Consider the following 25,893-nt stretch of genomic DNA (forward strand, 5'->3'; position numbering starts at 1 on the left):
TCGTGCGATTGCTGCGAGCTCGGGTTGCTACGAGCTCGGGTTGCCACGAGACGATCGTAACGCGACCGGCGGTCCCCGCGCCGACGCCTACTGTCGGCGCCCCACCAGGGCACCGGTCAGCAGAAGAATCGCTCCCACCAGACAGACCCCGATGCACAGCCACGCCCAGACCACCGAACCGGTGACGAGGGACGCGACCAACAGAGCGAAACCGAGTCCCGCGAGGGCCAGAGTCAGAACCAACATACGGTCACCTCAGGGGCGACGACGCGATGTCGCCACCCCGCCCCCCGCGGGATCGTCCACCGTGCAAACGTCAGTTGTTGCCCTTGGCGTAGGACTGACCGAAGCTCGACTGGCCGCTGTCCTTGCCGAAGGTGTCCTGGCCGTTGTCGACCGGGAGGGCCGACGAACGCTGATCGAGTTCCTGCAGCTGCGATTCGAGGTACGACTTCAGGCGGACCCGGTACTCGCGCTCGAACGTCTTCAGGCGCTCGATGCGCTCCTCGAGCACGGACCGCTGCTGGTTGATCGTGGCCATGATCTCGGTGTGCTTGCGCTCCGCGTCGCTCTCGAGCGCGTCGGCCTTCTCCTTGGCCTGGCGCAACTGGGTCTCCGACCTGGTCTGCGCATCGGCGAGGAGAGCCTCGGACTTCTGCCGAGCTTCGGCGACCATCGACTCCGAACGCGAGCGTGCCTCGCTGACCAGGCGGTCGGAGTTGGCGCGAGCGCTCCCGAGCAGCTGCTCGGACTCCGTCTTGGCGTCGCCGGTGAGCCGGTCGGCCATCTCCTGCGCGAGGCCGAGGATCTTCGCGGCCTGCATGTTGGAGTCCCCGGAACCACCGCCCGACGGTGCGGCGGCGGGCGCGGGCGCCTGCTGAACCACGGGCGCAGGCTTCTGCGGCTCCGGACGCGGAGCGGGTGCCGGCTGCGGAGCCGGAGCCGGTGCGGACTGGCGGTTCGACGCGGCGCTCTTGGCCTCGGCCAGGTCCTGATCGAGCTCACCGACGCGCTGACGCAGATCGGCGTTCTCTTCGATCAGGCGCGAGAGCTCCTGTTCGACGAGGTCGAGGAACGCGTCGACCTCGTCTTCGTTGTAACCGCGCTTACCGATGGGCGGCTTGCTGAACGCGACGTTGTGCACATCGGCGGGAGTCAGCGGCATGGAAGGGTCCCTTCACGCGTCTCGAGAGCAGTGGAGCATCGACAAGCGATTACGCGAGCATTCGTTGAGCGGAGTTGGTCTGTCGGACAGTCTGGTGGTGCAAGCAATCTGGTGGTGCAAGCATTCAGTTATATCGCACAAAGAGCCACGGGCGAACTTCGCGAACTCTCGGGCGTCATTCTGTCACACGAGACACGTGGGTTGCTCGGGGAACACCCCGGCGACGTCGCCGGGCGAGGATCCGACGTTCGCCGGTCAGGCCACCGACGCGACCACGCGCATCGAGATGAACACCGCGAACAGCAGGATCATGATCGACAGATCCAGGCGGACCCCACCCAGGTTGAGCGGCGGAATGATGCGACGTAACGCTTTGACCGGCGGATCCGTCACGGTGAAGACGACTTCGAGAATCACCACGACGAACCCGGTGGGGTTCCAGTCCCGGGCGAACGATCGGATGAACTCGATGACGATCCGACCGATCAACAGCAGCGAGAAGATGAAGAGGATGAAGTACAGCAGGGCGAACACGTCAGCTCACCGGTCCGATCCGCGAGATGGTGGTCGATTCTGGCTTGGTCGATTCGGGATCATGCACGACACCACTCTGCCATCCGGACGGATCGGCGCGCCATCACTGCTGGTTGTAGAACCCGGTCTCGGCGATGCGGCGACGCTCTTCCGCCGACACGTCGATGTCCGCCGGTGAAAGCAGGAACACCTTGGTCGCCACCTTGTCGAACGAACCACGCAGCGCGAACGCCAGGCCGGCCGCGAAATCGACCAATCGCTTGGCGTCGGAATTGCTCATCTCGACCAGGTCCATGATGACGGGCGTGCCGTCCCGGAAGCGCTCACCGATGGTGCGGGCCTCGCCGTAGTCCCGCGGACGCAGCGTCGTGATGGTCGACAGCGGACCGCCGTCGTCCACCGCCGGCGCGCGACGGGGTTCGGGACGCGAGTCGAGCCGCGTGTCCGCCCGCGAGTCCATGGCCAGCGCACCCCGGGTCGCGGGGCGTGAGGTACCGCCGCCACCCGGCGTCAGCGTCGACACCCGGGCGGTGCGGCGCGGCTCGGCCCGGACGTACTCGTCGCGATCGTCGCGGTGAACTCCGGCGTAACCGGGCTCGTCGTAATCGTCATGGTCGTCCATCGCCGCGCCGTATCCGCCACGCGACGACGACCGAGACGCACGCGGTGCGTCGGTGTCGTCGAGGTAGTCGTCCTCGTAATCGTCGAGTGGGACCATGCCGAAGTAAGCCTTGAACTTGTGCATCGTGCTCATCGGTGACCTTCCTTGGCGTGGCAGAGCAGGTGTCGGGTGTCGCGGTGGCGACCGGAACTCGGTACGGAAATCGGTGGAGCAATGAGCCTGATGTGACGGATGTTGTTCGCCGTCATGGCGAGGTTATCGGCCGTGGGCCGAGGATCGCGGTTCCGACACGCACACACGTAGATCCATGTCTGACACCCTCTTCCAGATCGCCGGTCATCCCCGCGGACAACCGATCGGCGCCCGGATGGGAGGCGAGCAGGCGGGTGTGCAGGGTGCGAAGATCCTCGAAGCACCGGTCGGCGTCGGCATCGATGGGCGGCACCGCCATCAGCCCGGCGAGACGCAACCCCTCTGCTCCGGCGACCCGGTCCGCGAGGGCCTCGAGGTCGTCGCGTTCGGCGCCGCCGCGGTGCGTGTCGCCGTCCAGACTGATCTGGAGAAGCACATCGATGTCGGTCTCGCGGTCGCCGGCGTCCTTCGCGGCGACCACCGCCTTCTCGAGCGCGTTCACCAGACGCTCGCTGTCCACCGAGTGGATCGTGTGCGCCCAGTGCGCGACGGATTTCGCCTTGTTGCGCTGGAGTCGACCGATCATGTGCCACCGGATGCCGTCGACGCCGATCTCGTGCACCTTGGCGGACGCGTCCTGCTCGCGGGCCTCACCGAAGTCGGTGCATCCGAGGTCGCGCAGGATCTCGATGTCGGACGCCGGGAAGAACTTGGTCACGGGCAGCAGCATCACCGAACCCGGCGACCGACCCGACTCGGCGCACGCGCGGTCCAGCCGCTGCGTCACCTCGGCGAGCCGGGATTCGAGCTCGGCGCGGCGGTCGGCGCTCATGCGGAGCTGTCCATCCAGATCACGCCGGCCTGGCGGCCGGTCGGGGCTCCCCGGCGGTGGCTGAACAGCGATCGATCCGAGATCGTCTCGCGAGGATCGGTGACGACGCCCGCCACGCCCGCTTCGGTGAGTTGCCGGCGCAGACCGGCTCTGATGTCCAACCCGGGCGTTCCCCTGCGTGTCCTGACGGCGCTGCCGGGCAGGTGCTTCTCCACGTCGAGTTGCATCGTGCGCGGAACCTCGTACTCCGCTCCCCCGGCGGCCGGGCCGAGGAACGCCTCGATACGCGAAAGGTGGGCGCCCGCCGAAGTCATGACCTCGAGCACGCGCGGCACGATGCCGATCCGGGCACCGACTCGCCCCGCGTGGACCGCGGCGATGACTCCGGCGGTGTCGTCCGACAGGAGTACGGGCACACAATCGGCGGCCAGGACGACGAGCGCCAGATCACGCACCGTGGTCACGATCGCGTCCGTCGCGTCCAGCGGGCCGTCGACGGGTCCGTCGACCAGCGCCACGGAGCGACCGTGGATCTGGTCCATCCACACGAGCCGATCGATGGGTACGCCGATGTTCTCGGCGAGGCGACGGCGGTTCGCCGCGACGTCGGCGGGGCCGTCGCCCACGTGGTCACCGAGATTGAACGAGTCGTACGGGGGTGCGGACACGCCTCCGGCGCGTGACGTCGTCACGCGCCGGACGCGGTAACCGCGGGTGGTCGGAGTCACCGACGCATGAAGGACGGCACGTCCACGTCGTCGTCACCGTCGTCGTCGGTGACCGGAACGCGACGACCGTTGTCGGTGGCCCGCGCGGCCCGTTCGCCGATGGGCGGAAGGCTGGACGGAGTGGACGACGGCGAGTCGCGGAAGACGGCGGGACCGTCGTCCTGCACCTCACCGGCGCGACCGCTGCCGACCGTCGTTCGACCACGTATCGGCTCGGCCTCGACCGGGCGACGCGTCGGGCCGGAGCCGTCGAACCCGGCGGCGATGACGGTCACCCGCACCTCGTCACCCAGAGAGTCGTCGATGACCGTTCCGAAGATGATGTTGGCGTCGATGTGCGCCGCTTCCTGCACCAGCGACGCGGCCTCGTTGATCTCGAACAGGCCGAGGTCCGAACCACCGGCGATCGAGAGCAGCACGCCGCGAGCACCTTCCATCGACGCCTCGAGGAGCGGCGAGTTGATCGCCGACTCGGCCGCCTTGATGGCACGGCCCTCACCGCGAGAGGATCCGATGCCCATGAGCGCGCTGCCGGCGCCGGACATGACGCCCTTGACGTCCGCGAAGTCGACGTTGATCAGTCCGGGGGTGGTGATCAGGTCGGTGATGCCCTGAACGCCGTTCAGCAGGACCTCGTCGGCGGAGCGGAACGCGTCCATGAGGCTGACGGCCGCGTCACCGAGCTGCAGCAGGCGGTCGTTCGGAATGACGATCAGGGTGTCGCAGGATTCCCGCAGGCCCTGGATGCCGACATCGGCCTGACCGCCGCGCCGCTTGCCCTCGAACGAGAACGGGCGGGTGACGACGCCGACGGTGAGAGCGCCGAGCTTGCGAGCGATGCTCGCCACGACGGGCGCGCCGCCGGTGCCCGTGCCGCCGCCTTCGCCGGCGGTGACGAAGACCATGTCGGCGCCCTTGAGCACCTCTTCGATCTCGTCCTTGTGGTCCTCGGCCGCCTTGCGACCGACCTCCGGGTCCGCGCCGGCCCCGAGGCCGCGGGTGAGTTCACGGCCGACGTCGAGTTTGACGTCGGCATCGGACATGAGCAGCGCCTGCGCGTCGGTGTTGACCGCGATGAACTCGACTCCCTTGAGTCCCTGTTCGATCATGCGGTTGACCGCGTTGACGCCGCCGCCGCCGATGCCGACGACCTTGATTACGGCGAGGTAGTTGTGCGGGGGCGTCATGGGCTCTCGCCTTCCGTGGTTGGTGGTAGAGGATCGGCCAAACTCTCAACCTGAACCATAGGTTCATAGTTATGTCAAGTGGTCGACCGATGCAAACGGTAGAGAAAGCCGTCGACGAGGTGACGTAGGCGCGCCGACGTGTTCGCCGAAAAAACGGCGGGCGTGACAACGGCGGTCAACGAATGGTCGGCAGATCCGGACTCGAGACGTCGTACGTCTGCCCCGGCTGCGTGAGCAGCGGAAGGGCCACGGCTGCCTTCTCCTCCGACCGCTCGCTGCTCCCCCACACCACGACGCGACCGTCGTTCAGAGTCAGCGAGACCGCCGAGATGGTCGGTGCGTCGACCTGAACCACCTGCGAGCGCAGTTGCGGAGGCAGCGAGGTCACCACGGCCAGGGCCGCACGGGTCTCGAGGTTTCCGAAGGACGGGCTCGCCACCACCATTCGCACCACTCCGGGCGGCGGGGGTTCGACGGCGAAATCGACGGCCGACGCATCCATGAGGTGGGTGCCGTCCGGCGCGTCGAAGAACACCACGGGGACTCGTTCCTGCACGGTGACGCGCACCGTGGACGGATAGACCCGCTGGACGCGGACGGTTTCGACCTTGGGAATGCTCGCCACCCTCGTCGCGGCGGCGTCCGTGCTCACCCGCGGCAACGGGAGACCGACGGGCACCGCCACCTCGGCCAGGATCTCCTCCTCGGACACCCCGGCGTTACCGACGATCTCGATGTCGCGCACCGCCCAGATCGGACCGAACCAACTCACCGCGGTGAATGCCACGGCCGCGACGAGAGTCAGGACGATCGCGATCTTGCCCCGTCGGCCGAGGCGTGGTGTCCGCGCCGCGGCCGACCGCGTCCGACCGGAGGACGATCCACGCCGTGACCGGTCGGTTCCCACCCGCCGCGGCGTCGGGCCCGGGCGGCGAGATCGGGTGGTTCCGCGAGAATTCACGTCGAGCCGAGTCCCGTCAGCGCCGGACCGGTGACGAACGCAGCGCGTCGAGGATCTGGCTGCCCAGCATGGTCACGTCGCCCGCACCCATCGTCACCACGATGTCGCCGGCGGAGCACAGTCCGGCGACCTGACGGGGCACGAGCGACAGGTCCGGCTGGTAGTGGACGGGCTTGGTCACCGAGCGGGCGATGGTGGCACCGCTGACGCCCGGAACGGGCTCTTCGCGAGCACCGTAGACGTCGAGAACGACGACCTCGTCGGCGAGGTCGAGCGCGGCGGCGAACTGGTCTGCGAACGTCACCGTGCGTGAGTACAGGTGCGGTTGGAACACCACGACGACCCGGCCCGGTCGAGTGGTGTCCGCCGTCCGCACGAGATCGGCGGCCGCACCCAGTACCGCGCGCACCTCCGTCGGATGGTGCGCGTAATCGTCGAAGACGCGTACCCCCCGCTCGCGGCCGCGCAGCTGGAACCGACGGTGCACGCCGGCGAAACCGGCCAGGCCCTCGACCACGGCGTCGACCTCGGCGCCGAGATCCCGCGCCGCCACCACCGCGGCGAGAGCGTTGAGCGCCATGTGCCGACCGGGCACACCGAGCCGCACCGTGCGGGCTCGTTCCTCCCCGGAGAGGTGGAACTGCACGACACCGCCGGTGTCCTCGGGCTCCCACCCGAGCAACCGGGCGGCGGGCTCGACACCCTCGACGGGTGCGTCGTCGGAGCCGTACCCGAGGACTCGGACGTCCGCGTTCGCCGCTACCCGTCGAGCGAGTTCCCTCGACCCCGGGTCGTCCGTACACACCACCAGTCCGCCCCCCGGCGACAGGCGGGCGACGAAATCGTCGAACACCTGCACGTAGGCGGCTTCGGTCCCGAAGTAGTCCAGATGATCGGGCTCGACGTTGGTGACCACCACCAGGTCGGGTTCGTACTGCAGCAACGACCCGTCGCTCTCGTCGGCCTCGGCGACGAAGAACTCGCCACTGCCGTGATGCGAGTTGGTACCGGCCTCGTTCAGCTCTCCGCCGACGGCGAAGGACGGGTCCACCCCGCAGTGCTGCAACGCGACGACCAGCATCGACGTCGTGGACGTCTTGCCGTGGGTACCGGCGACCAGCACGGAGTGGAACCCGGTCATCAGCGAGGCCAGAACCGCGGGTCGCAGCAGAACGGGTACACCGCGCTCGACGGCGGCCATCAGTTCCGGATTGGTCTTGGGAATGGCCGCATGCGTGGTGACCACCGCGGTCGGTCCCCCGTCCAGCATGTCCAGCGCGGACGCATCGTGTCCGATCCGGATCTCGGCTCCGCGAGCCCGCAACGCGACGACTCCGCGACTCTCCTTGGCGTCCGAGCCCGAGACCTGTCCACCGCGCGAGAGCAGGATGCGCGCGATGCCCGACATACCGGCACCGCCGATACCGACCATGTGCACCCGTTGCAGTTCCGGCGGGAGACCGTGGTCGGGAGCGGGGTCGACGGCGGTCATCGGCGAGCCCGCTCGTCGCGCGCGATCTCGAGCACGATGCGAGCCACCTCCGCGGCGGCACCGCGATGGCCGGCGCCCGCAGCAGCGGCCCCCATCGCGTCGAGCCGGGCGCGGTCGGTCATCAACGCCACCACGTCCTCGGCCACGAATCGTGGCGTGAGCGAGGCATCGGCGATCACCGTGCCACCTCCGGCCGCGACGATGGGGCCCGCATTGAGCTCTTGTTCACCGTTGCCATGGGGCAAGGGTACGTAGAAGGCGGGCATTCCCACTGCCGACACCTCGGCGACGGTCATCGCACCGGATCTGCAGACGGCCGCGTCCGCCGCCGCGTACGCCAGATCCATTCTGCTGAGGTACGGAACCGCGACGTACGGTACGGCCGGGTCGTAGGCGGTGACGTCGATCGTGTTCTTGGGGCCGTGCGCGTGCAGCACCGACACTCCGGCGGCGGCGAGCGCCTCGGCTGCACCGGACACCGCCTCGTTCAACGAGCGCGCACCCTGCGAACCGCCGAACACCAGCAGGACCGGGCCCTCGGCCGGCAGACCGAAGTGAGCACGGGCCTCGGCGCGCAGACCCGCCCGGTCGAGGTCGGTGATCGTGGGTCGAACGGGGATTCCGACGATGTCCGCCTCCGACCGGCCACGGCCCGAGATTCCGGAACCCGCGACCGCGGCGAGCACGCGGTGTGCGGTGCGGGCACCCACCTTGTTCGCGATACCCGCGCGGGCGTTGGCCTCGTGCACCACGACCGGAATCGGCCGACCACGTCCGAAACGGCCGGTGGCCGCCAGGTACGCCGGCAGCGCGACGTAGCCGCCGAACCCCACCACCACGTCGGCGTCGACCTCGTCGAGCACCGCCCGCGTGGCCCGAACCGACCGCACCACTCGGCCCGGTAACCGTGTGAGCGACCGAGAGAACTTGCGCGGCAACGGCACCGGCGGAATCAGCGCCAATCGATACCCGCGGTCGGGTACGAGCTTCGTTTCGAGGCCACGTTCGGTACCCAGCGCGGTGACGCGCACCGACGGGTCCGATTCGCGGATGGCATCGGCCACCGCCAGAGCGGGTTCGATGTGTCCTGCCGTGCCGCCTCCGGCGACGACGACGGACACGACGGGGGAACTCGAACTCACCGGTGACGTCTCCGATCCTGGCTCTGTGGGGTGCGGGACTGGGTCGTACGGGACTGGGCGATGCGGGACTGGGTCGTGCGGGACTGGGCGGTGCGGGACCGGGCCCGATCAGGGGGCTGCTGGGCCCGACCCCCGGCGGGGGCGCCCGCGGGCTGCGCGCGCCGAGGATGCTGGGCACCGCGCGGCTGCTGGGCCGCGCGGGGCTGAGTGCTCCGAGTCTGGGCACTCCGAGTCTGAGCATTGCGTGGCTGAGCGGACCGCGACTGGGGCGCACGACGTGCGTCCACGGCCGGACCGCGACCCTGCATCCGCGAGCGCGACGCCTTGAGGGGCGAGTACGGCTCGGGGACGGGCAGGCGAAGCAGGCGCCCGAACGTGCCGTCGTGACCCGACGCGAGTGCCGCGACGGCTTCGGGCTCGTGCCGAGAGATGTTGGCGAGCAACCCGAGCACCAGAAGTGTGATGGCCGTCGAGGTGCCGCCCGCCGAGATGAGGGGTAGCTGCAGACCGGTCACCGGGAGCAGACCCACCACGTAGCCGATGTTGATGACGGCCTGCGCCAGAATCCACACGGTGAAGGTCGCGACGAGGATCTTCATGAACGGATCGGGAACCCTGGCGGCGATGCGCAAGCCGGTGAAGACCAGCAGGCCGAACAGCCCCACGACCACCAGGCACCCCATCAGACCGAGCTCCTCGCCGATGATCGCGAAGATGAAGTCGTTGTGGGAGTTGGGCAGGTAGCTCCACTTCGCCCGACTCTGTCCCAGTCCACGTCCGAACCACCCACCGTCCGCCAGCGAGAACAGCGCCTGCCGGGACTGGTAGCCGGCGCCCTGCGGATCGGTACCGGGGTTGAGCCAGGTCTGGATACGAGCGGATCGATAACCGGCGGTCATGGCGAGGACACCGGCCGCTAGCACCAGCCCACCGACCACGGAGAAGAACACCTTCACCGGGAGCCCCGCGAACCACAGCAACGCCATCAGAATGATGCCGAGCGCGACGGTGGTTCCGAGGTCGGGCTGCAGCACGATCAGCACGAAGATCACCAGCGACGCCGGAACGAGCGGGATCAGGAGATCCTTGAGGTCGGCGCGCTCGGCTCGCCGGGAAGCGAGCAGGTGCGCACCCCACACCGCGTACGTCACCTTGGCGACCTCGGACGGCTGCAGGCTGACACCACCGACGGTGAACCACCCACGCGTGCCCTGCGCCAAGGTGCCGATCCCCGGAATCAGAACGAGCACGAGCAGGATCACCGAGATCACGAACAACGGAAAGGACATCTTGCGAACGATCCGCACCGGAACGCGTAGTGCGAGGACGAAGAGGACGGCTCCGACGACGGTGAAGATCGTCTGTCGGGTGAACATCGTGTAAGCGGAACCGTCCGCCGCGTAGGACTCGACCGACGACGCGGAGAGCACCATCACCAGACCGAGAACGGTCAGCAGTGCGGCGATGGTGACGATCAGATGGAACGAGGCCAACGGGCGACCGAACCACGTGTCGAACCGTCCGCTGGTGAACCGCGCGCGGCGCGACGTGCGCTCGGCTTTCGCGGTCGACGACGCGGACGGCGGGGCCGCCACGGGACCTCCGGGCCGCGACGGCGGTGGTGTACCCGCGGAGCGACGGGGACCGGCGTCGGTCATCGCGACATCGTCGCGAGATCGTCGGGGGTCAGCGCGTTCACGGCGGCGGCGAAGCTGTCGCCTCGGTGGCCGTAGTCGCGGAACTGATCGAAGGACGCGGTCGAGGGGGCGAGAAGGACGGTTGTTCCGGGATCGGCTCGGCGGGCGGCGGCATGAACGGCCCGTCGCATCACTTCGTCACCGTCAGTCACATACGTCGCATCGGCCACTTCTGCATCGTCTCCCGGCGGCACCCGATCGACGGGCACATCCGGTGCGTGTCGCGCGAGTGCTGCCGCGACGGCCGGCCCGTCCTGGCCGAACACCACCGCGGCGGACAGCCGCGGGGCGGTCGCGGCCACCAGGTCGTCCACCTCGGCACCCTTGAGCAGACCGCCCGCGAGCCACACGACCTTCTCGTGCGCCAGGATCGACGCCGTCGCGGCGTGCGGGTTCGTGGCCTTGGAATCGTCGACGAACGTGACGCCGTTCATCACTCGGACGACGGCCGCGCGGTGCGGGCCGACGCGAAACGCGCGCAGACCGCGCGTGACCGCCTCCGGGCTCACCCCCGTCGACCGAGCAAGGGCCGCGGCCGCGAGCGCATCCTGCACACCGGCGGGACCCGCGGGTTCGATGGACTCGACGTCGACCAGGGGTACCGCGTCACCGGACGACGCGTCACCGAACGCTCGATCCACGACCATCCCGTCCACCACGCCGAGCTCCCCCGCCGCCGGCTCACCCGCGGTGAACCCGATCCTGCGCTCGGCCGGGGACCGCTCCCGCAGCCCCGACGCGATGTCGTCGTCCAGACCGACGACGGCGACCGTTCCCCTCAGGGCCTGCATCTTCGCCTCGACGTAGGCGTCCATTCCCCCGTGCCAGTCGAGGTGGTCCGCGGCGATGTTGAGAATCACGCCGGCCGCGGGTCGCACGGAGGGGGCCCAGAACAGCTGGAACGAGGACAGTTCGACCGCCAGCACGTCGGCCCGCGGGTCGGTGCGCCGCAGAGCGTCCATCACGGGGATTCCGATGTTGCCGCAGGCCATCACGGAGGTGTCGGCCGCACGGAGAATCGCCTCCAGCATCGATGTGGTCGTGGTCTTGCCGTTGGTTCCGGTGACCACCAACCACGTGCGCGGCGGCCCGTACAGACCGGATCGGTCCACCCGCCAGGAGAACTCGATGTCGCCCCAGACCGGAACCCCCACGGTCAACGCGGTGGTCAGCAGCGGTGAATCCGGACGGAAACCCGGACTGGTGATCACCAGCGCGAACTCGGCGACGGCCTCGCGGTCCGTGCTGATCTCGTCCATCGCCACGGTCTCGACGCCCAGTTCGCGGCACGCGGCCAGGGAGTCGGGGTCGGAGTCGGTCACCGTCACCGACGCACCGAGGTCGAGCAGCGCCGGAACGACGGCACGTCCGGACACCCGCCCGCCTGCGACGACGACTCGACGTCCGCGAAGGTCCGACGGTGCGGTCACCGCGTCACGCGACACTGTGGAGCTCATGGTCAGTCACCGATCGCCGAGAGATATTCGCTGTAGAACAGGGCGAGACCCACGGCCGACGAGATCGCCGCGAGCAGCCAGAACCTGATGATTACCGTGGTTTCCGCCCAGCCCCCGAGTTCGAAATGGTGATGGAACGGAGCCATGCGGAACACCCGTCGGCGGCTCGTTCGGAACACCGCGACCTGGATGACCACCGAGGCGGCCTCGGCGACGAACAGCGCGCCGATGACGACCATCAGGAGTTCGGTGCGCGTCACGATCGACAGTCCGGCCAGCAACCCACCCAGGGCCAGCGATCCGGTGTCGCCCATGAAGATCTTGGCCGGGGCAGCGTTCCACCAGAGGAATCCGATACACGCACCCGCCGCCGCGGCGCAGATGAGCGCGAGGTCGAGAGGATCGCGCACGTCGTAACACCCGGGGCCCGGAGACGTGCTGCACGACTGTCGGTACTGCCAGAAGGTGATGACGGTGTACGCACCGAGCACCAGGGTCATCGATCCGGCCGCCAGTCCGTCGAGTCCGTCGGTGAGGTTCACCGCATTCGACCAGGCACTGACCAGCAGGTAGACGAAGAGGATGAACACGACGCTGCCCATCGAGACCGTCGCGATGTCGCGTACGTAGGACAGCTGCGTCGAACCGGGGGTGAGCCCGCCCGCGCCGCTGAACTGCAGCGCGAGCACACCGAAGATGACGGCGGCGATCAACTGACCGACGAGCTTGGCCGTCTTGTTCAGACCCAGGTTGCGCTGCTTGCGGATCTTGATGAAGTCGTCGAGGAACCCGACGACGCCCAGCACCGTCGTCAGGCCGAGTACCAGGAGCGCCGACACCGAGGGACCGTCGGCGTCGTACCAGATTCCGATCAGGTGCGATCCCCAGTACCCCGCCCACAGACCGGCGAGGATGGCGACACCGCCCATGGTGGGCGTTCCGCGCTTGGACTGGTGACTCGCGGGCCCCTCGACCCGGATCTCCTGTCCGAACCCCTGCTTCGAGAACAGCTTGATCAGGACCGGGGTGAGCAGGATGGCGACCGCGAGCGCGATACCACCCGCGAAGAGGATCTGTCTCACGGTGTCTCCTCCGGCTCGGCCAGCAGAGCCTCGGCGACGGACCAGAGCCCCACGGATTGCGAGGCCTTCACCAGGACGATGTCACCCGGCTCGAGTTCGTCGCGAAGCACGGCGACGGCCGCGTCGGCGTCGGGCACGAGGTACGCCTCGTCTCCCCAGGATCCTTCCATGACCGCGCCCTGATGCATGCCGTGTGACGGGCGACCGGTGCCGACGACGATCAGTTTGCTCACCGCGAGACGAACCGCGAGTCGACCGATCCGATCGTGCTCCACGACCGACTCGTCGCCGAGTTCACCCATCTCGCCGAGAACCGCCCACGAACGACGCCCGGGGCCACGGCCGGTCCGTGACATCGTCACCAGGGCCTTGAGCGCGGCGCGAACGGAATCGGGGTTCGCGTTGTAGGAATCGTTGATCACCGTGGTTCCGTCCGCCCGGGTCCGCACGTCCATGCGTCGCTGCGAGGCGGCCTCGGCGCCGCTCAGCGCGGCGGCGACGGTGTCCACCGACAGGCCGCATTCCAACCCGACGGCCGCCGCCGCGAGAGCGTTGGAGACCTGGTGTTCGCCGTGGACTCGCAGAGTCACCGCGGCGGATCCCACCGGCGTGGTCATGGTGAACGACGCGCGGGCCGTCTCGTCGAGCGTCACGTCGGTGGCCCGGATCTGCGCGAGATCCCCGGTGCCGTAGGTGACGACTCGTGCGGTGGTCTTCGTCGACATCGCGGCGACCAGATCGTCGTCGAGGTTGAGGACGGCGACTCCCCCGGCTTCCGCCGCCGGCAGTGTCTCGACGAGCTCGGCTTTCGTGTCGGCGATGGCGTCGCGAGAGCCGAACTCGCCCAGGTGCGCGGTACCGACGTTGAGTTCGACACCGATACGCGGCGGAGCGATGGCCGCGAGCTGGGCGATGTGACCACGACCGCGGGCCGACAGCTCCAGGACCAGGAACTTCGTCGTTTCGTCGGCTCGCAGAGCAGTCCAGGGATGACCGAGCTCGTTGTTGAACGATCCGGGCGGCGCGACCACGGGACCGCCCTGCTCGAGCACGGCTCTGATCAGATCCTTCGTGGACGTCTTGCCCGAGGAACCGGTGACCCCGACGACCGTCAGACCGTCGGCCACCAGCGAGCCGACCGACGCCCGCGCCAGATCGGCGAGCGCACCGAGAACCGCTGCGCCGGACCCGTCGACGTCGTGCTCGAGGGCCATGGCGCGCGTCTGCGTCGGGTTCGGCGACACGACGACGGCCGGGACCCCCACCGGTCGTGCGGACAGGACGGCGACCGCACCGGCGGCGACGGCCCCGGCGGCGTGATCGTGTCCGTCCACGTGCTCACCGGGCAGGGCGAGGAAGAGTCCACCCGCGGCGATCTTCCGGGAGTCGAATTCGACGCCTGCGGTGACGACGACGGACGGGTCCGGAACGTCGTGCAGGGTGCCGCCGACGATGTCCGCGATCTCGGACAGGGACAGTCGAATCACAACGGGCCTTTCTCTTCCGACGCACCGAGAGCCGTCGGCTCGGGTGCTGGCATGTCTTCCCGCGCCGTCGGCGCGAGTACGTCGTCGAGGGCCTCGGCGAGGACGATGCGGTCGTCGAACGCATGCTTGGTACCGGCGACGTCCTGTCCCACCTCGTGGCCCTTGCCGGCCACCAGAACCACGTCGCCGGGACGCGCCCATCGCACCGCGGCGACGATCGCGTCTCGGCGCGACGCGTATTCCATCACGTCCGCCCGTGAGTCCTCGGGGACGGACTCGGCGCCCGTCCGGACCGCAGCCCGGATGACGGCGGGGTCTTCGGATCGAGGGTTGTCGTCGGTGATCACCAGGAGGTCCGCCGCCGCGGCCGCGGCGACCCCCATCATCGGCCGCTTCTGCGCGTCGCGATCGCCCCCGGCCCCCACCACCACGGCGATGCGGCCGTCGGTCTGAGCGCGCAACGTGGCCAGAACGGCGTCGAGCGCCGCCGGCTTGTGCGCGTAGTCGACGACGGCGAGGAAATCCTGACCGCGTTCGACGCGCTGCATCCGTCCCGGCACGTCCACGTCCGTCATGGCCGCCAGGGACGTCGACGGATCGATTCCCACCTGAGCGCACATCGCCGCGGCGAGGACGGCGTTCGCCACGTTGTACTTTCCGGGTAGCCCGATGCGACCGTGCGCGCGACCGTGCGGACCGACGACGTCGAACGACTGCGTGCCGTCCGCGTCCGCGCGCCACCCACTGCTGAGCCACGTGGCGTCCGCGGCCGTCGTGGACACGGTTTCCAGGACCCGGCCGGGCGTCGCCCCGGCGAGTTCGGCCATACGCCGACCCCAGTCGTCGTCGACACACACCACGGACGCGGACGCGTGCACGTTCGAATCCGTGTCGAACAGGCGCGCCTTCGCCGCGAAGTACTCCTCGAAGGTGTCGTGGAAATCGAGGTGATCGCGAGAGAGATTGGTGAAGCCGCCCACGGCGAACGTGGTGCCGTCGACCCGGCCGAGCGCCAGCGCGTGCGAGGACACCTCCATCACCACGGTGTCGACGCCCTGCTCGAGCATGGCGGCGAACATCGCGTGCAGATTGGGGGCCTCGGGGGTGGTCAGCGCCGACGGGACCGGGCGATCACCGATCCGCGTCTCGATGGTCCCGATCAGGCCGGGGGTACGCCCGCCCGCGCGGAGCGCCGCCTCGGCGAGATAGGCCGTGGTGGTCTTGCCCGAGGTCCCGGTGATACCGAGGACGGTCATGCGCGCGGACGGGTCGCCGTACACCGCAGCCGAGACGACTCCGAGTACGGAGCGTGGATCGGTGTGCACGAGAACCGTGGGCATCGCTGATCGGAGATCGAGTTCGGCCAGGATGTCGAGTCCGGCCCGGTCGGTGAGGACGGCGACGGCGCCGCGGTCGAGGGCGTCGGCGGCGAACCTCGCTCCGTGCGACCGCGCACCGGGCAGGGCGGCGAAGAGATCGCCGGGGCGTACCTCCTGGGCGCGCAGCTCGATGCCCGTGATGTCCGCGTCGGGTGCCTGCGGAGGTTCGACGCGGAGGGCGAAGGTCCGAGCCAACTCACGTGCCGACGTGACCGGTGGCTGCTGCGGACGCAGCAGGGACGGACTGGGCACGGGAATGACGCTCCTCACGATCGATACGGGCAACACGGGCGACGCGGCTCCCGCGGTGGCGGTGAAGGGTCGACTCGCTGTCGACGGGCTGCGGTTGCCGACGCATCAGATTACCGGCGACCCGTCCCCCTGCCGGACCGGCCGCCGGTGTCGTCGGCGTCGGCCCGGCCGGAGGGCGGGAAAACGGTGGTCAGTCCGCCTGCAGGAGCAACCGATCACCCTCGCGAGACAGCGGCACGCCGTCGCGCTGGAGCATCCACGACGCGATGTCGTGGAACAACGGTGCCGCGGACTGTCCGCCGGATCCGTCGGAACTGCGGCTCGGCGCATCGAGCATGATGCCGATCACGTATCGCGGATCGTCGGCGGGAGCGATGCCCGCGAAGGTGATCCAGTAGTCCGAGTTGGAGTAGCACCGGCACTCCGGGTCGACCTGCTGGGCCGTCCCGGTCTTGCCGCTGATCTGGAACCCCTCGACGCCGGCGGCCACACCGGTGCCGCGCTGGTTGCCGTCGTCGTTCTGGGTGACCGAGCGGAACATGTCGCGCACCGTCCGAGCGGTGTCGGCGCCGACCACCTGCACGCCCTCGGGCTGCGGAGTTTCCGTTCGCTGGCCGTCGTTGCCCACCGTGGCGGCGACCACCCGCGGCGGCACCCGAACTCCGTCGTTGGCGATGGCCTGGAACATCCCGGTCATCTGCAACAGCGTCATCGACAGACCCTGACCGATCGGCAGGTTGGCGAACGTGCCGCCCGACCACTGTGACAGAGCTGGGACGGTGCCCGCGCTCTCGCCCGGAAGCCCGACGTCGCTGCGCTGACCGAGTCCGAACTTCTTCAGCATGTCGGCGAACCGTTCCTCGCCGATGCGCTGGGCGAGCATCAGGGTGCCCACGTTGGACGACTTACCGAACACGCCGGTCGTGGTGTACGGCGCGACGCCGTGATCCCAGGCGTCCTTCACGGTCGCCCCCGCCATGTCGATGCTTCCCGGAACCTGGAGCACCTCGTCAGGGCTGGTGACGCCGTCCTCGATGGCGGCTGCCGCCGTGACGATCTTGTTCACCGAACCGGGTTCGAACGGACTCGACACGGACAGGTTGCCCATCTGCATGTCGGCTGGGTTGTTGCCGACGCCGATGGACGGATCGAACGTGCCGTCGTTGGACATCGCGAGTACCTGCCCGGTCTTCGAGTCGAGCACCACGGCGGACGCGTTCTTCGCGCCCGACAGGTTCTTCGCCTCCTGGACCTTCTGCTGCACGTAGTACTGGATGTCGCTGTCGATGGTCAGTTCGACGTCCGCGCCGTCCACCGCGGGCTGCTGGTCCCGGTAGCTCCCGGGGATGACCGCGCCGTCGCTGCCCCGGTCGTAGGTCTGCGAACCGTCGGTTCCCGCGAGCACCGGGTCCATCGAACTCTCGAGCCCCAGGAGGCCGTGACCGTCCCAGCCGGTGGCCCCCACGATGTTGGCGGCCAACGACCCCCCCGGGTACTCCCGAATGTCCTGACGTTCGAGCCCCACCTCGGGGAACTCCTCGTTGATGGCGGCCGCCACGGCCGGGTCGACGGAACGGGCCAGGTAATCGAACGTCTCGTCGCTGGTCATCTTGGACCGCAGCTCACGCTCGCTGACCGTGTCCCCCAGGGCCTCGTGCACGCCGGCCGCGATCTCACGGATCCGGTCGTCGACCTCCGGTTCGGTGTCGTCTTCCGCCCGTGCTTCCGCGAGCTCCTCGCGCACTCGCACGGGCTGGAACGTCAGCGCCTTGGCCTCCATGGTGAAGGCGATCGGATTGCCGTCGCGGTCGGTGACCGATCCGCGCACCGCCGGGTCGACGACCGTGGTGGTGCGCTGACTCGCGGACTGTGCGGACAACGCCGGAGCATCGATCCCCTGGATCCACAGCAATTGCAGAGTGGCCACACCGAGCACCGCGAACATCGCGAACCGGCCGTACCGGAACCGGTAGTCGAACGTGTCGCTCTCGCGGGGGCCTCGGCGGCGAGCGGCGGAGCGGCCCGCGCTGGATCGGCCGGCCGACGGCCCGGGTGCCGATGGCCTGCGCGCGGACGATCGGCGCGGGGTCGGTCGATCTTCGGGGGGACGACGCGAGGTCATCGCACACCTCCGGTCACGGGTACTTGCTGTTCGCCGACCGAGGACGGGGCGGGAGCAGCCGGTTCGGGCGCGGGCGCCGCGGGTTCGGGTGCGGGCGCCGCGGCTTCGGGCGCGGGCGCCGCGGGTTCGGGTGCCTCGGGTTCGGCTGCCGCGGGTTCGGGGGCGGGCGCCGGAGCATCGGCGTCGTCGTCGGACTCGGCGTCACCCGGACGAGAGACCGGGGTCAGAGCTTCGCTCGCGACGGCTCCGGCGCCGGCCGGGCGCGGAACGGCGGCGGAGTTCGACGCCGGCATGCGCGTGTCGAAATCCGGAGCGGGAGGTCCCGACGCGGGTGCGGGCGTTCCGACGACCTGGACGACACCGTCGGGCAGGACCAGCAACCGGGGTACCGGACCACTCGGAATCATGCCCAGGTCCCGCGCCTGCCGGGCGAGCTCCGGAGCGGAGTTGGCGGTCTCGACATCACGCTCGAGGGCAGCGCCCTGCTCGATCAGCCGTTGGTTGACTGCACGCTCGGCGCTGAGCTGGTAGGACTCCTCGGCCGCGCGGGTACTCAACAACAGAGCCGACGCCAACCCCACGGCCAGGAGACCGATGATGACGGCGACGAACGGAATGCGTCCCGCGACCGCGGTGTTCACGCGCGACGTCGCCGCGTCCACCTCGTGGGTCTTCGCGCGCTGTCGACGCTTGTCGTACGCGCGCTTGGCTGCACCGGTCCGAGCGGACCGCGGCGATGTCGGCTCGAGCGACACGCTCGCACGGGCGGTGCGGACGGGGACAGTCATGACGACCTCCTGGAAATGCGTTCGGCGGCGCGCAGTCTGACCGGCGCGGACCGGGGGTTGTCGTCTATTTCTTCCTGCGGCGCCTTCTCGGCGCCTCGGGTCAGGAGCCGGAACTCCGGACCACTGCCGGGAAGCTCCACCGGCAGACCCTCGGGGCTCGTCGACCGAACTCGCGGAGTCAGTTCCTGCTTGACGACCTTGTCCTCGAGCGACTGATAGGACATGAAGACGATGCGGCCCCCGACTCGAAGAGACGTCAGCGCCGGCGCAATCGCGTCGCGAAGCGACTCGAGTTCGGCGTTGACCGCGATGCGCAGGGCCTGGAACGTGCGCTTGGCCGGGTGTCCCCCCGTCCGGCGGGTTGCTGCCGGGATGCTCGCGTAGAGGAGTTCGACCAACGGCCCGCTGGTGGTGAAGGGCTCCGTCTCGCGACGGCGCAGCACCGCCGACGCGATTCGACCGGCGAACCGTTCCTCACCGTAGGTACTCAGGATGCGAGCGATCTCTCCGTGCGTCGCGGTGTTGAGGATGTCCGCCGCCGTGCGACCCGTGGTGGGGTCCATGCGCATGTCCAGCGGCGCGTCGACGCTGTAGGCGAAGCCGCGTTCGGCCGAGTCGAGCTGCATCGACGAGACGCCGAGATCGAAGAGGATGCCGTCGACGCTGCCGACGGCCGACAGGCCGACACTCTCGAGGGCATCGGCGATGCCGTCGTAGGTGGTGGCGACGAGATCGACGCGATCGTCGAAGGATTCGAGCCGACGGCGAGCCATCGTCAACGCGTCGGGGTCACGGTCGAGGCCGACGAGCCGAAGGTCGGGGTACGCGGAGAGGAAGTGCTCGGCGTGTCCGCCGAGGCCGAGTGTGGCGTCGACGTAGACCGGTCGGCGGTCGGTGACCGCGAAGGCGGGACCGAGAAGTTCGTCCGCACGTTCCAGGCGAACCGGTACGTGGGAGAAGCCGGAGTGGGGGTCGCGGGGGGTATCCTGCGCCATGCTCACTGCTCCCGCCTGATCTGCTGCTGTGCCGTACGTCTCGTGGGGTGTACATGTCCATCCCGGTGATGGACGGCGAGTGCGTCGAGGTCTCTGTCCGACAGTGGAACCTGGCGTTGGGGAAGTACGTCAGGGTCCTACCGACACTTGGCGTTGGGGAAGTACGTCAAGGTTCGGTTCGGGCAGAGGCCACGCGGCACTCGCCGTGGGCCATGTTCGGTTACAACAGATCTTCGAGAGACTCGTCCACAGCTTCCGAGAAGTCCTCTTCGTGCTCCTGCGAGTAGCGGTTCCAGGACTCGACGTCCCACAACTCCAGGTAGTCGACCGAGCCGATCACCACGCAGTCCTTGGAGAGGTTGGCGTACTCGCGATGAACCGCGCCGATGGTGATGCGGCCCTGCGAGTCCGGATGCTGCTCGTCGGTGCCCGCAGCCAGGTTCCGGATGTAGGCGCGAGCCCGCGGGTTCGACCGCGAGGCCTTGGCCAGACGATCGGCGCGCTCGGTGAAGACCGCACGGGGATAGATGGCCAGGCTGTGGTCCTGCCCTTTGCTCACCATCACTCCTCCCGCCAGTTCGTCTCTGAACTTCGCCGGCAACGTCAACCGGAACTTGTCGTCGAGCTTGGGCGTGTAGGTACCGAGAAACACTCGGCACCTCCTGCTCACGCCCGATCACGCATCCTGCGAGGCGTTCGTCCTCCCCGCTGTCCACCACATTACCCCACTTTGCTCCACTTTCAATCCGTAGCGCACCTCGAATTCGTGAGTGATCACCAAATTGCCAGCTGACAGGGGTGAAGTGCCTGCGAAACACAGTGCGCCGTACGCATCAGGGATGGTGTGCACGAGGCACCTCCGGCCCGACGAACAGAACGGGAGATCTCACGTGAAGCAGCGAAACCACAGGTCACGGGCATCAGCGGGCCGCGACGGACCGGCGCGTGGGGGGCGAAGTGGGGAGAGAACCGCCCTCCGGGGGCGCGGTGGGGGAAAAGTGGGGCGTCGGGCGAGCTACCGGGGTTCCCGGGGCCTCGGGGAGGCGCACACGACGACAGGCGCGGCACTCGTCAGAGTGCCGCGCCTGTCGGTAGCCGTGCTGTGTCGATCGCCGACACGAATAACCGTGAGGGAGGTGTCCGGCGCCCTGGAGCGCCGTGACTGTCTATTCCTGGTCGAACCTTCTCTTGAACCGATCCTCCATGCGTGAGGAGAACCCCTTGCGAGGAGCCTTACGTGCTGCCCCGCCACCCGACTTCTGCGGACGGGCCTTGGGTGCCGCTTGGTTTCCCTCGCCCGCACCCTCGGTGCCGTCCGTGTCGGACGACGCCGCGGACGGCTTGCGTAGAAGCAGGAGTACGCCGGCGCCGAACATGAACGCGAAGCCCACCAGGCTGATGATGGGGAACCCGCCCGGCTTGAACGGCAGAGCAACACCGGCGATGAGTAGTACGAGCCCCACGACGAACAGGGCTACTGCTTGAAGGCGGTGCCGCGCGGACGCGGCCTTGATCCGCCCGCCGCGCACAGTCGACGCGAACTTGGGGTCCTCGGCATAGAGAGCGCTCTCGATCTGGTCGAGCATGCGCTGCTCGTGCTCGGAGAGTGGCACGGTACCTCCCCCGGCACTGGTGTTGGCTCTCGCTTCTTTGCCAGAAGCGAGAGGTAGCCGATGGGCGGCTACCTGATGACGATGATACGAGCAGAATCGGTGGCGTACCACCCACCTGCCCTTCCAGTATGCGCAAAAATTCGCCCGCGTCGAGGAAACCCCCGTCAGGCGGAAATCGAGACGGGCGTGCCACCGGTCGCGAGGTGGTCCTCGACGCGGTGCAAAAAGCGCCCGACCTGCAAGAAGAACTCGTTTGCCTCGTCCTCGTCGAGACGCTCCCCGGACCCCGCCTCGATCGACGCGCGCAGGCTCGAGTACGTCTCGAAGTACGAGGCCCACTCCGCGAACTCCGGTGCGGCCGCCCGAATGCGCACCCATGCACTGCGAGATGCTCCGCGCTTGGGAACGGGATCGACGGCGTCGAGAAGCGCCCCGGCGCCGCGCAGAGCCGCGACGTACGACTCGAGAAACAGGTCCGCCGCCGAGGGGGCACCCGCCGCGTCACCGAGAATGGCGTCGGCGCGACGCAGCAACGAGCGTGCACGAGCGACACTGCGCGTCGGGGAGGCAGGGCGCGTCGGGGAGGCAGGGCGCGTCGGGGAGGCAGGGCGAGACCGGGAGTCCACTCCATCGAACGACACGACGTTGCGTTCCATTGCCGAACCTCCCTCGTAAGCTGCGTCCACCGCCCGTCGACGGTTCCGGCGGGTGGTCCACACTGGACCTTCGAGCCGCCGCGCGGCCCGAACGTCTGCGATGTAAGCATGGGGGTCCGACACGGCCCGGATACCGCTTCGATCCTGGCCGGACGACGAACCAGCACACCTACGACGTCCCCTGGATCGACGACGTCCTCGGTGTCGAACACCCGACGTATCGAACGCATGTTCGATACGTCGAATATAGCGCCAACCACCGACACGACGCGAGGAACGGGGTGACAACGGTGACCGACACAGTGGATCCACTTCCGCGCGTCGTCGAGCTGACCCCTCAGGAGCTACGGCGCCGATTGCCCGAGGCTCTGGCCGTCTACGTCGCGGCAATGGGATATCCACGAGGAACGGAACACCATCGCGCGCCCATGTGGGCGGAGCACATCCTGCGCCCGGGCTGGCGTGCCGTCGGGGCCGTCGACGCCGAGACCGGCGTCCTCGTTGCCGTCGCGTACGGCTACCGAGGAGCGCCACACCAGTGGTGGCATCAGCAGGTGCGCGACGGTATGCGTCGCGCCGGGTGGGCCGTCGCCGACATCGACGCGGTCCTCGACGACTACGTCGAGCTGACCGAATTGCACGTCGCTCCCGATTCACAGGGACACCGGCTCGGCGAACACCTCCTGATCGCACTGCTGGCCGGGCGCACCGAGTCGCACGTTCTGCTCTCCACTCCCGAAGTCCACGGCGAGGAGAACCGCGCCTGGCGGCTCTACCGCCGGATGGGGTTCCACGACGTCGTTCGGCGATTCCACTTCACCGGCGACACGCGTCCCTTCGCCGTTCTGGGTCGGTCGCTCCCGCTCGGCACGCCCGCCACGGCGGCCGAGTCCGTGTCGACCGACTCGGCCGCGTCGCCGGAAGGTGATGAACCGGACAGCCGAGGAACCGAAACCGCGGGGGAAACCGAATACCGAGGAACCGAGCATCGATAGCTCGTGCCCGGACAACTCGTACCCGAACAACTCGCACACGGTGGTCACCACCGGATAAGGACGGTTGAAGAACATGCTCGATGCGGTCATCGTCGGATCGGGCCACAACGCCCTCGTCTCCGCTGCTTACCTGACGGACGCGGGATGGTCGGTCCGCGTGGTCGAACGCGACACCGTCGTCGGTGGTGCCGCATCGACCGTCGAACGCTTTCCGGGGCACAAGGTGGACCGAGGCTCGTCCGCGCACATCATGGTCCGGCAGACGGGGATCATCGAGGAGTTGCGTCTCGCCGATCACGGTCTGCGCTACCTGGACTGCGATCCCTGGGCGTTCGCCCCCGCGCCTCCCGGCACCGACGAGCCCGGCATCGTCTTCGCCGTCGACCTCGACCGCACCTGCGCGTCGATCGAGGCCGCGTGCGGTCGCAAGGATGCGGACGCCTACCGCGCGTTCGTCCAGCTCTGGGGCCCCCGCAGCGCGCGGGTCATGAAGTCCTTCGGCGCGCCGCCGACCGGCCGCAACCTGCTGTCGTCCTTCTGGGGCATGGACGCGAGCGACGGCGCCGCGTCCTTGTCGCGCGAGTTCCTCGCGTCGGGCGATTCCCTTCTCGACCGCTGGTTCGACAGCGAGCGACTCAAGGCCGCCCTGGCGTGGTTCGGAGCTCAGTCCGGCCCTCCGATGTCCGAACCCGGTACGGCCCCGATGGTCGCGTTCAACGCACTCATGCACACCACGCCCCCGGGGCGCGCGGTCGGCGGCAGCGGCGCCCTCAGCGTGGCCCTGCAGACGAAGATCGAGGCGGACGGGAGCACCGTCACCCTCGGCGACGCCGTCGCGTCCATCGCTCGTCGGGGCGAGGCGTGGGTCGTGCGCACCGAGAGCGGCGAGGAGATCCGTGCCCGCACGGTGATCGCCGGCTGCCACATCCTGACCACGCTCGACCTGCTCGACAACGGTGGTTTCGATCAGGCCACCACGGCATCGTGGCGCCGCCAGATCGAGGTCGGTCCCGGTATCGGCATGGTCGTTCGAGCGTCGACCTCGGGACTACCGGAGTACGCGGGCGCCGAATCGGCCGAATCCTCCACCCGCGGACTGCAGTTGCTCGTCCACGACCGCGCACAACTTCGGCGCGCCCACGGCGCCGCCTCCGCAGGCGACCTTCCACCGGCTCCCGTGGTCTTGGCCATGAGCTTCAGCACTGTCGATCCCTCGATCGCACCGGCCGGAGAGCACCAGGTCTCGCTCTGGTCGCAATGGCACCCCTACCGTCTCGCCGACGGACGCACCTGGCGCGGCGGAGCGTCACCGGAGGTCGCCGAACTGGAGGGTGACCGCATCGTCGCCGAGGTCGACCGGTACGCGCCCGGCTTCGCCGACAAGGTCCTTCGACGGCACGTTCAGTCACCGTGGGACCTCGAGCAGGAATTGGGCCTGATCGGTGGCAACGTCATGCACGTCGAGATGTCGCTGCACCAGATGATGATGTGGCGGCCCATGCCCGCTCTCGCCGATCAAAAGGTGCCGGGTGCGCCGTCGTTCTTCCTCACCGGCGCCTCGATGCATCCGGGAGGCGGCGTCTCCGGTTCGAGTGGCCGCAGTGCGGCTCGATTGGCGATCGCCGAGCGGGCGGGCAGCCCCCTGCGTCGTCTCGCGACCCGTCTGGGCCGATGAACACCGCGATCGGCGCGTACGCCGCCCGCTCGATCCGATCCACCCCGCTCGCAGCCGGGCTCGCACTGGCGGCGATCGCGGCACAGATCACGTACCCCCTGGTGTCAGGCGGTGTGCGGGACACCGTCACCTTTCTCGTGGTGGCCCTGCTGGCAGCAGCGTGCGTCGCGCACGCACGAGTTGCTCGCGGCACCGTGTGGGCCGCGACCATGATCGCGGTGACCGCCGGCATCGGTCTCACCGCCGAGATCATCGGGACCCGGACCGGTATGCCCTTCGGGTGCTACGCCTACGCACTCGACCGGATCGGCCCGGCGGTCGCGACGGTGCCCGTGGTCGTCCCGCTCGCGTGGACGGCGGGGCTCTACCCCGTGTGGCGAGCGGCGTCGGCCGTCGCCCGACGCGTCTCCACCGGCTTCCCCGTCCGACCCGTGCTCACCGTCGCGGGCGTGGTGGGGTGGGACTTCTACCTCGATCCTCAGATGGTCGCCGACGGCCAGTGGGAATGGTGCAGCGCATTCGGCCCGCTTCCCGGTCTCGACGGCATCCCGTGGACCAACTATGTGGGATGGGTCCTGGTGGCCTCCCTGATGGCCGGGGCCATGGAACTGCTCGACCGGGTGCGGACCTGGTCACGCTCCGATGCGCAACCCACCGACGGCGTCCCCTACGCCCTGTTCCTCTGGACGTGGCTCGGGTCCTCGCTGGCCCATGCCGTGTTCCTTCCCGACCTGGGCTGGTCCGCCCTCTACGGCTTGATCGCGATGGGTGTGGTCGGAGTTCCGTTCCTGGTGCTGGCGCGCCGACCGGAGCGCGGGGCGACCGACGGGAACCGCGACACGAGCACGGGCACTCGCCGACCCGTTCACTGACACGGGTGTCGGTGCCTGGCACGATGAC

At 68.9% G+C, this 25,893-nt stretch carries 23 protein-coding genes and 1 pseudogene; 3 read left to right on the forward strand and 21 right to left on the reverse strand.

Going from position 1 to position 25,893, the window contains the following annotated elements; translation table 11 throughout:
• Positions 1–87: 87 nt before the first annotated feature.
• From ACY466_RS13440 to ACY466_RS13540, 21 genes are all read right to left on the reverse strand, one after another.
• Positions 88–246: a hypothetical protein gene (locus ACY466_RS13440; RefSeq protein WP_463245857.1), complete on the reverse strand. Its 159-nt coding sequence runs from the start codon at positions 244–246 to the stop codon at positions 88–90.
• 70 nt (positions 247–316) lie between these two features.
• Positions 317–1,165, reverse strand: coding sequence for a DivIVA-like cell division protein Wag31 (gene wag31, locus ACY466_RS13445; protein WP_463245858.1), 849 nt, complete (start codon positions 1,163–1,165; stop codon positions 317–319).
• 255 nt (positions 1,166–1,420) lie between these two features.
• Entirely contained in the window at positions 1,421–1,699 is a 279-nt protein-coding gene (locus ACY466_RS13450; RefSeq protein WP_463245859.1) for a YggT family protein, read from the reverse strand.
• 103 nt (positions 1,700–1,802) lie between these two features.
• On the reverse strand, positions 1,803–2,453 hold the full coding sequence (locus ACY466_RS13455; protein WP_463245860.1) for a cell division protein SepF: 651 nt from the start codon (positions 2,451–2,453) through the stop codon (positions 1,803–1,805).
• Positions 2,454–2,565: 112 nt separating this feature from the next.
• Complete coding sequence (locus ACY466_RS13460; RefSeq protein ID WP_463245861.1) at positions 2,566–3,285, reverse strand: YggS family pyridoxal phosphate-dependent enzyme; 720 nt, start codon at positions 3,283–3,285, stop codon at positions 2,566–2,568.
• Positions 3,282–4,013 carry a peptidoglycan editing factor PgeF gene (pgeF, locus tag ACY466_RS13465; protein WP_463245862.1) on the reverse strand — a complete coding sequence of 244 codons (732 nt, stop codon included), beginning with the start codon at positions 4,011–4,013 and terminating at the stop codon, positions 3,282–3,284. Before pgeF ends, ACY466_RS13460 begins: the two co-directional genes overlap by 4 nt.
• Entirely contained in the window at positions 4,010–5,200 is a 1,191-nt protein-coding gene (gene ftsZ, locus ACY466_RS13470) for a cell division protein FtsZ (RefSeq protein ID WP_463245863.1), read from the reverse strand. Before ftsZ ends, pgeF begins: the two co-directional genes overlap by 4 nt.
• A gap of 175 nt (positions 5,201–5,375) precedes the next feature.
• On the reverse strand, positions 5,376–6,107 hold the full coding sequence (locus tag ACY466_RS13475; RefSeq protein WP_463245864.1) for a cell division protein FtsQ/DivIB: 732 nt from the start codon (positions 6,105–6,107) through the stop codon (positions 5,376–5,378).
• 70 nt (positions 6,108–6,177) lie between these two features.
• On the reverse strand, positions 6,178–7,653 hold the full coding sequence (gene murC / locus ACY466_RS13480) for a UDP-N-acetylmuramate--L-alanine ligase (protein ID WP_463245865.1): 1,476 nt from the start codon (positions 7,651–7,653) through the stop codon (positions 6,178–6,180).
• The gene (murG, locus tag ACY466_RS13485) at positions 7,650–8,795 is read right to left on the reverse strand and encodes an undecaprenyldiphospho-muramoylpentapeptide beta-N-acetylglucosaminyltransferase (protein ID WP_463245866.1); all 1,146 of its coding nucleotides are present in this window, start codon (positions 8,793–8,795) and stop codon (positions 7,650–7,652) included. The genes murC and murG overlap by 4 nt, the downstream gene beginning before the upstream one ends.
• Positions 8,792–10,453, reverse strand: a complete 1,662-nt coding sequence (gene ftsW / locus ACY466_RS13490) for a putative lipid II flippase FtsW (protein WP_463245867.1) — start codon at positions 10,451–10,453, stop codon at positions 8,792–8,794. Before ftsW ends, murG begins: the two co-directional genes overlap by 4 nt.
• Positions 10,450–11,949, reverse strand: a complete 1,500-nt coding sequence (murD, locus tag ACY466_RS13495; protein WP_463245868.1) for a UDP-N-acetylmuramoyl-L-alanine--D-glutamate ligase — start codon at positions 11,947–11,949, stop codon at positions 10,450–10,452. Before murD ends, ftsW begins: the two co-directional genes overlap by 4 nt.
• A 2-nt stretch (positions 11,950–11,951) precedes the next feature.
• Positions 11,952–13,031: a phospho-N-acetylmuramoyl-pentapeptide-transferase gene (gene mraY / locus ACY466_RS13500; protein WP_463245869.1), complete on the reverse strand. Its 1,080-nt coding sequence runs from the start codon at positions 13,029–13,031 to the stop codon at positions 11,952–11,954.
• Complete coding sequence (locus ACY466_RS13505; RefSeq protein WP_463245870.1) at positions 13,028–14,518, reverse strand: UDP-N-acetylmuramoyl-tripeptide--D-alanyl-D-alanine ligase; 1,491 nt, start codon at positions 14,516–14,518, stop codon at positions 13,028–13,030. Before ACY466_RS13505 ends, mraY begins: the two co-directional genes overlap by 4 nt.
• Entirely contained in the window at positions 14,515–16,155 is a 1,641-nt protein-coding gene (locus ACY466_RS13510; RefSeq protein ID WP_463252290.1) for a UDP-N-acetylmuramoyl-L-alanyl-D-glutamate--2,6-diaminopimelate ligase, read from the reverse strand. Before ACY466_RS13510 ends, ACY466_RS13505 begins: the two co-directional genes overlap by 4 nt.
• Positions 16,156–16,339: 184 nt before the next feature.
• The gene (locus ACY466_RS13515; protein ID WP_463245871.1) at positions 16,340–18,271 is read right to left on the reverse strand and encodes a peptidoglycan D,D-transpeptidase FtsI family protein; all 1,932 of its coding nucleotides are present in this window, start codon (positions 18,269–18,271) and stop codon (positions 16,340–16,342) included.
• Positions 18,268–19,059 carry a cell division protein FtsL gene (gene ftsL, locus ACY466_RS13520; RefSeq protein WP_463245872.1) on the reverse strand — a complete coding sequence of 264 codons (792 nt, stop codon included), beginning with the start codon at positions 19,057–19,059 and terminating at the stop codon, positions 18,268–18,270. Before ftsL ends, ACY466_RS13515 begins: the two co-directional genes overlap by 4 nt.
• A complete protein-coding gene (rsmH, locus tag ACY466_RS13525; RefSeq protein WP_463245873.1) occupies positions 19,056–20,054 on the reverse strand; it encodes a 16S rRNA (cytosine(1402)-N(4))-methyltransferase RsmH in 999 nt (332 codons plus the stop codon). The genes ftsL and rsmH overlap by 4 nt, the downstream gene beginning before the upstream one ends.
• Before the next feature lie 220 nt (positions 20,055–20,274).
• Positions 20,275–20,706: a division/cell wall cluster transcriptional repressor MraZ gene (gene mraZ, locus ACY466_RS13530; protein ID WP_463245874.1), complete on the reverse strand. Its 432-nt coding sequence runs from the start codon at positions 20,704–20,706 to the stop codon at positions 20,275–20,277.
• Between the two features lie 514 nt (positions 20,707–21,220).
• On the reverse strand, positions 21,221–21,667 hold the full coding sequence (locus tag ACY466_RS13535) for a DUF3040 domain-containing protein (RefSeq protein ID WP_463245875.1): 447 nt from the start codon (positions 21,665–21,667) through the stop codon (positions 21,221–21,223).
• Positions 21,668–21,831: 164 nt separating this feature from the next.
• The gene (locus tag ACY466_RS13540; protein ID WP_463245876.1) at positions 21,832–22,323 is read right to left on the reverse strand and encodes an SAV_6107 family HEPN domain-containing protein; all 492 of its coding nucleotides are present in this window, start codon (positions 22,321–22,323) and stop codon (positions 21,832–21,834) included.
• A gap of 281 nt (positions 22,324–22,604) precedes the next feature.
• Between ACY466_RS13540 and ACY466_RS13545 the strand changes: the two are divergent.
• From ACY466_RS13545 to ACY466_RS13555, 3 genes and pseudogenes are all read left to right on the forward strand, one after another.
• Positions 22,605–23,189 (forward strand): annotated as a pseudogene (locus ACY466_RS13545) (GNAT family N-acetyltransferase); the annotation flags it as partial.
• A gap of 202 nt (positions 23,190–23,391) precedes the next feature.
• A complete protein-coding gene (locus ACY466_RS13550) occupies positions 23,392–24,993 on the forward strand; it encodes a phytoene desaturase family protein (RefSeq protein WP_463245877.1) in 1,602 nt (533 codons plus the stop codon).
• On the forward strand, positions 24,990–25,865 hold the full coding sequence (locus ACY466_RS13555) for a carotenoid biosynthesis protein (RefSeq protein WP_463245878.1): 876 nt from the start codon (positions 24,990–24,992) through the stop codon (positions 25,863–25,865). Before ACY466_RS13550 ends, ACY466_RS13555 begins: the two co-directional genes overlap by 4 nt.
• Positions 25,866–25,893: the final 28 nt, after the last annotated feature.

The organism is Rhodococcus sp. K11/5, assembly GCF_055193735.1.

Bases quoted from the DNA above. Each gene is read 5' to 3' on its own strand.
- ACY466_RS13440 (WP_463245857.1), bottom strand. From the start codon at position 246: ATGTTGGTTCTGACTCTGGCCCTCGCGGGACTCGGTTTCGCTCTGTTG.
- wag31 (WP_463245858.1), bottom strand. From the start codon at position 1,165: ATGCCGCTGACTCCCGCCGATGTGCACAACGTCGCGTTCAGCAAGCCG.
- ACY466_RS13455 (WP_463245860.1), bottom strand. From the start codon at position 2,453: ATGAGCACGATGCACAAGTTCAAGGCTTACTTCGGCATGGTCCCACTC.
- ACY466_RS13460 (WP_463245861.1), bottom strand. From the start codon at position 3,285: ATGAGCGCCGACCGCCGCGCCGAGCTCGAATCCCGGCTCGCCGAGGTG.
- ftsZ (WP_463245863.1), bottom strand. From the start codon at position 5,200: ATGACGCCCCCGCACAACTACCTCGCCGTAATCAAGGTCGTCGGCATC.
- murC (WP_463245865.1), bottom strand. From the start codon at position 7,653: ATGACCGCCGTCGACCCCGCTCCCGACCACGGTCTCCCGCCGGAACTG.
- ftsW (WP_463245867.1), bottom strand. From the start codon at position 10,453: ATGACCGACGCCGGTCCCCGTCGCTCCGCGGGTACACCACCGCCGTCG.
- murD (WP_463245868.1), bottom strand. From the start codon at position 11,949: ATGAGCTCCACAGTGTCGCGTGACGCGGTGACCGCACCGTCGGACCTT.
- ACY466_RS13515 (WP_463245871.1), bottom strand. From the start codon at position 18,271: ATGACCTCGCGTCGTCCCCCCGAAGATCGACCGACCCCGCGCCGATCG.
- ftsL (WP_463245872.1), bottom strand. From the start codon at position 19,059: ATGACTGTCCCCGTCCGCACCGCCCGTGCGAGCGTGTCGCTCGAGCCG.
- rsmH (WP_463245873.1), bottom strand. From the start codon at position 20,054: ATGGCGCAGGATACCCCCCGCGACCCCCACTCCGGCTTCTCCCACGTA.
- ACY466_RS13540 (WP_463245876.1), bottom strand. From the start codon at position 22,323: ATGGAACGCAACGTCGTGTCGTTCGATGGAGTGGACTCCCGGTCTCGC.
- ACY466_RS13550 (WP_463245877.1), top strand. From the start codon at position 23,392: ATGCTCGATGCGGTCATCGTCGGATCGGGCCACAACGCCCTCGTCTCC.
- ACY466_RS13555 (WP_463245878.1), top strand. From the start codon at position 24,990: ATGAACACCGCGATCGGCGCGTACGCCGCCCGCTCGATCCGATCCACC.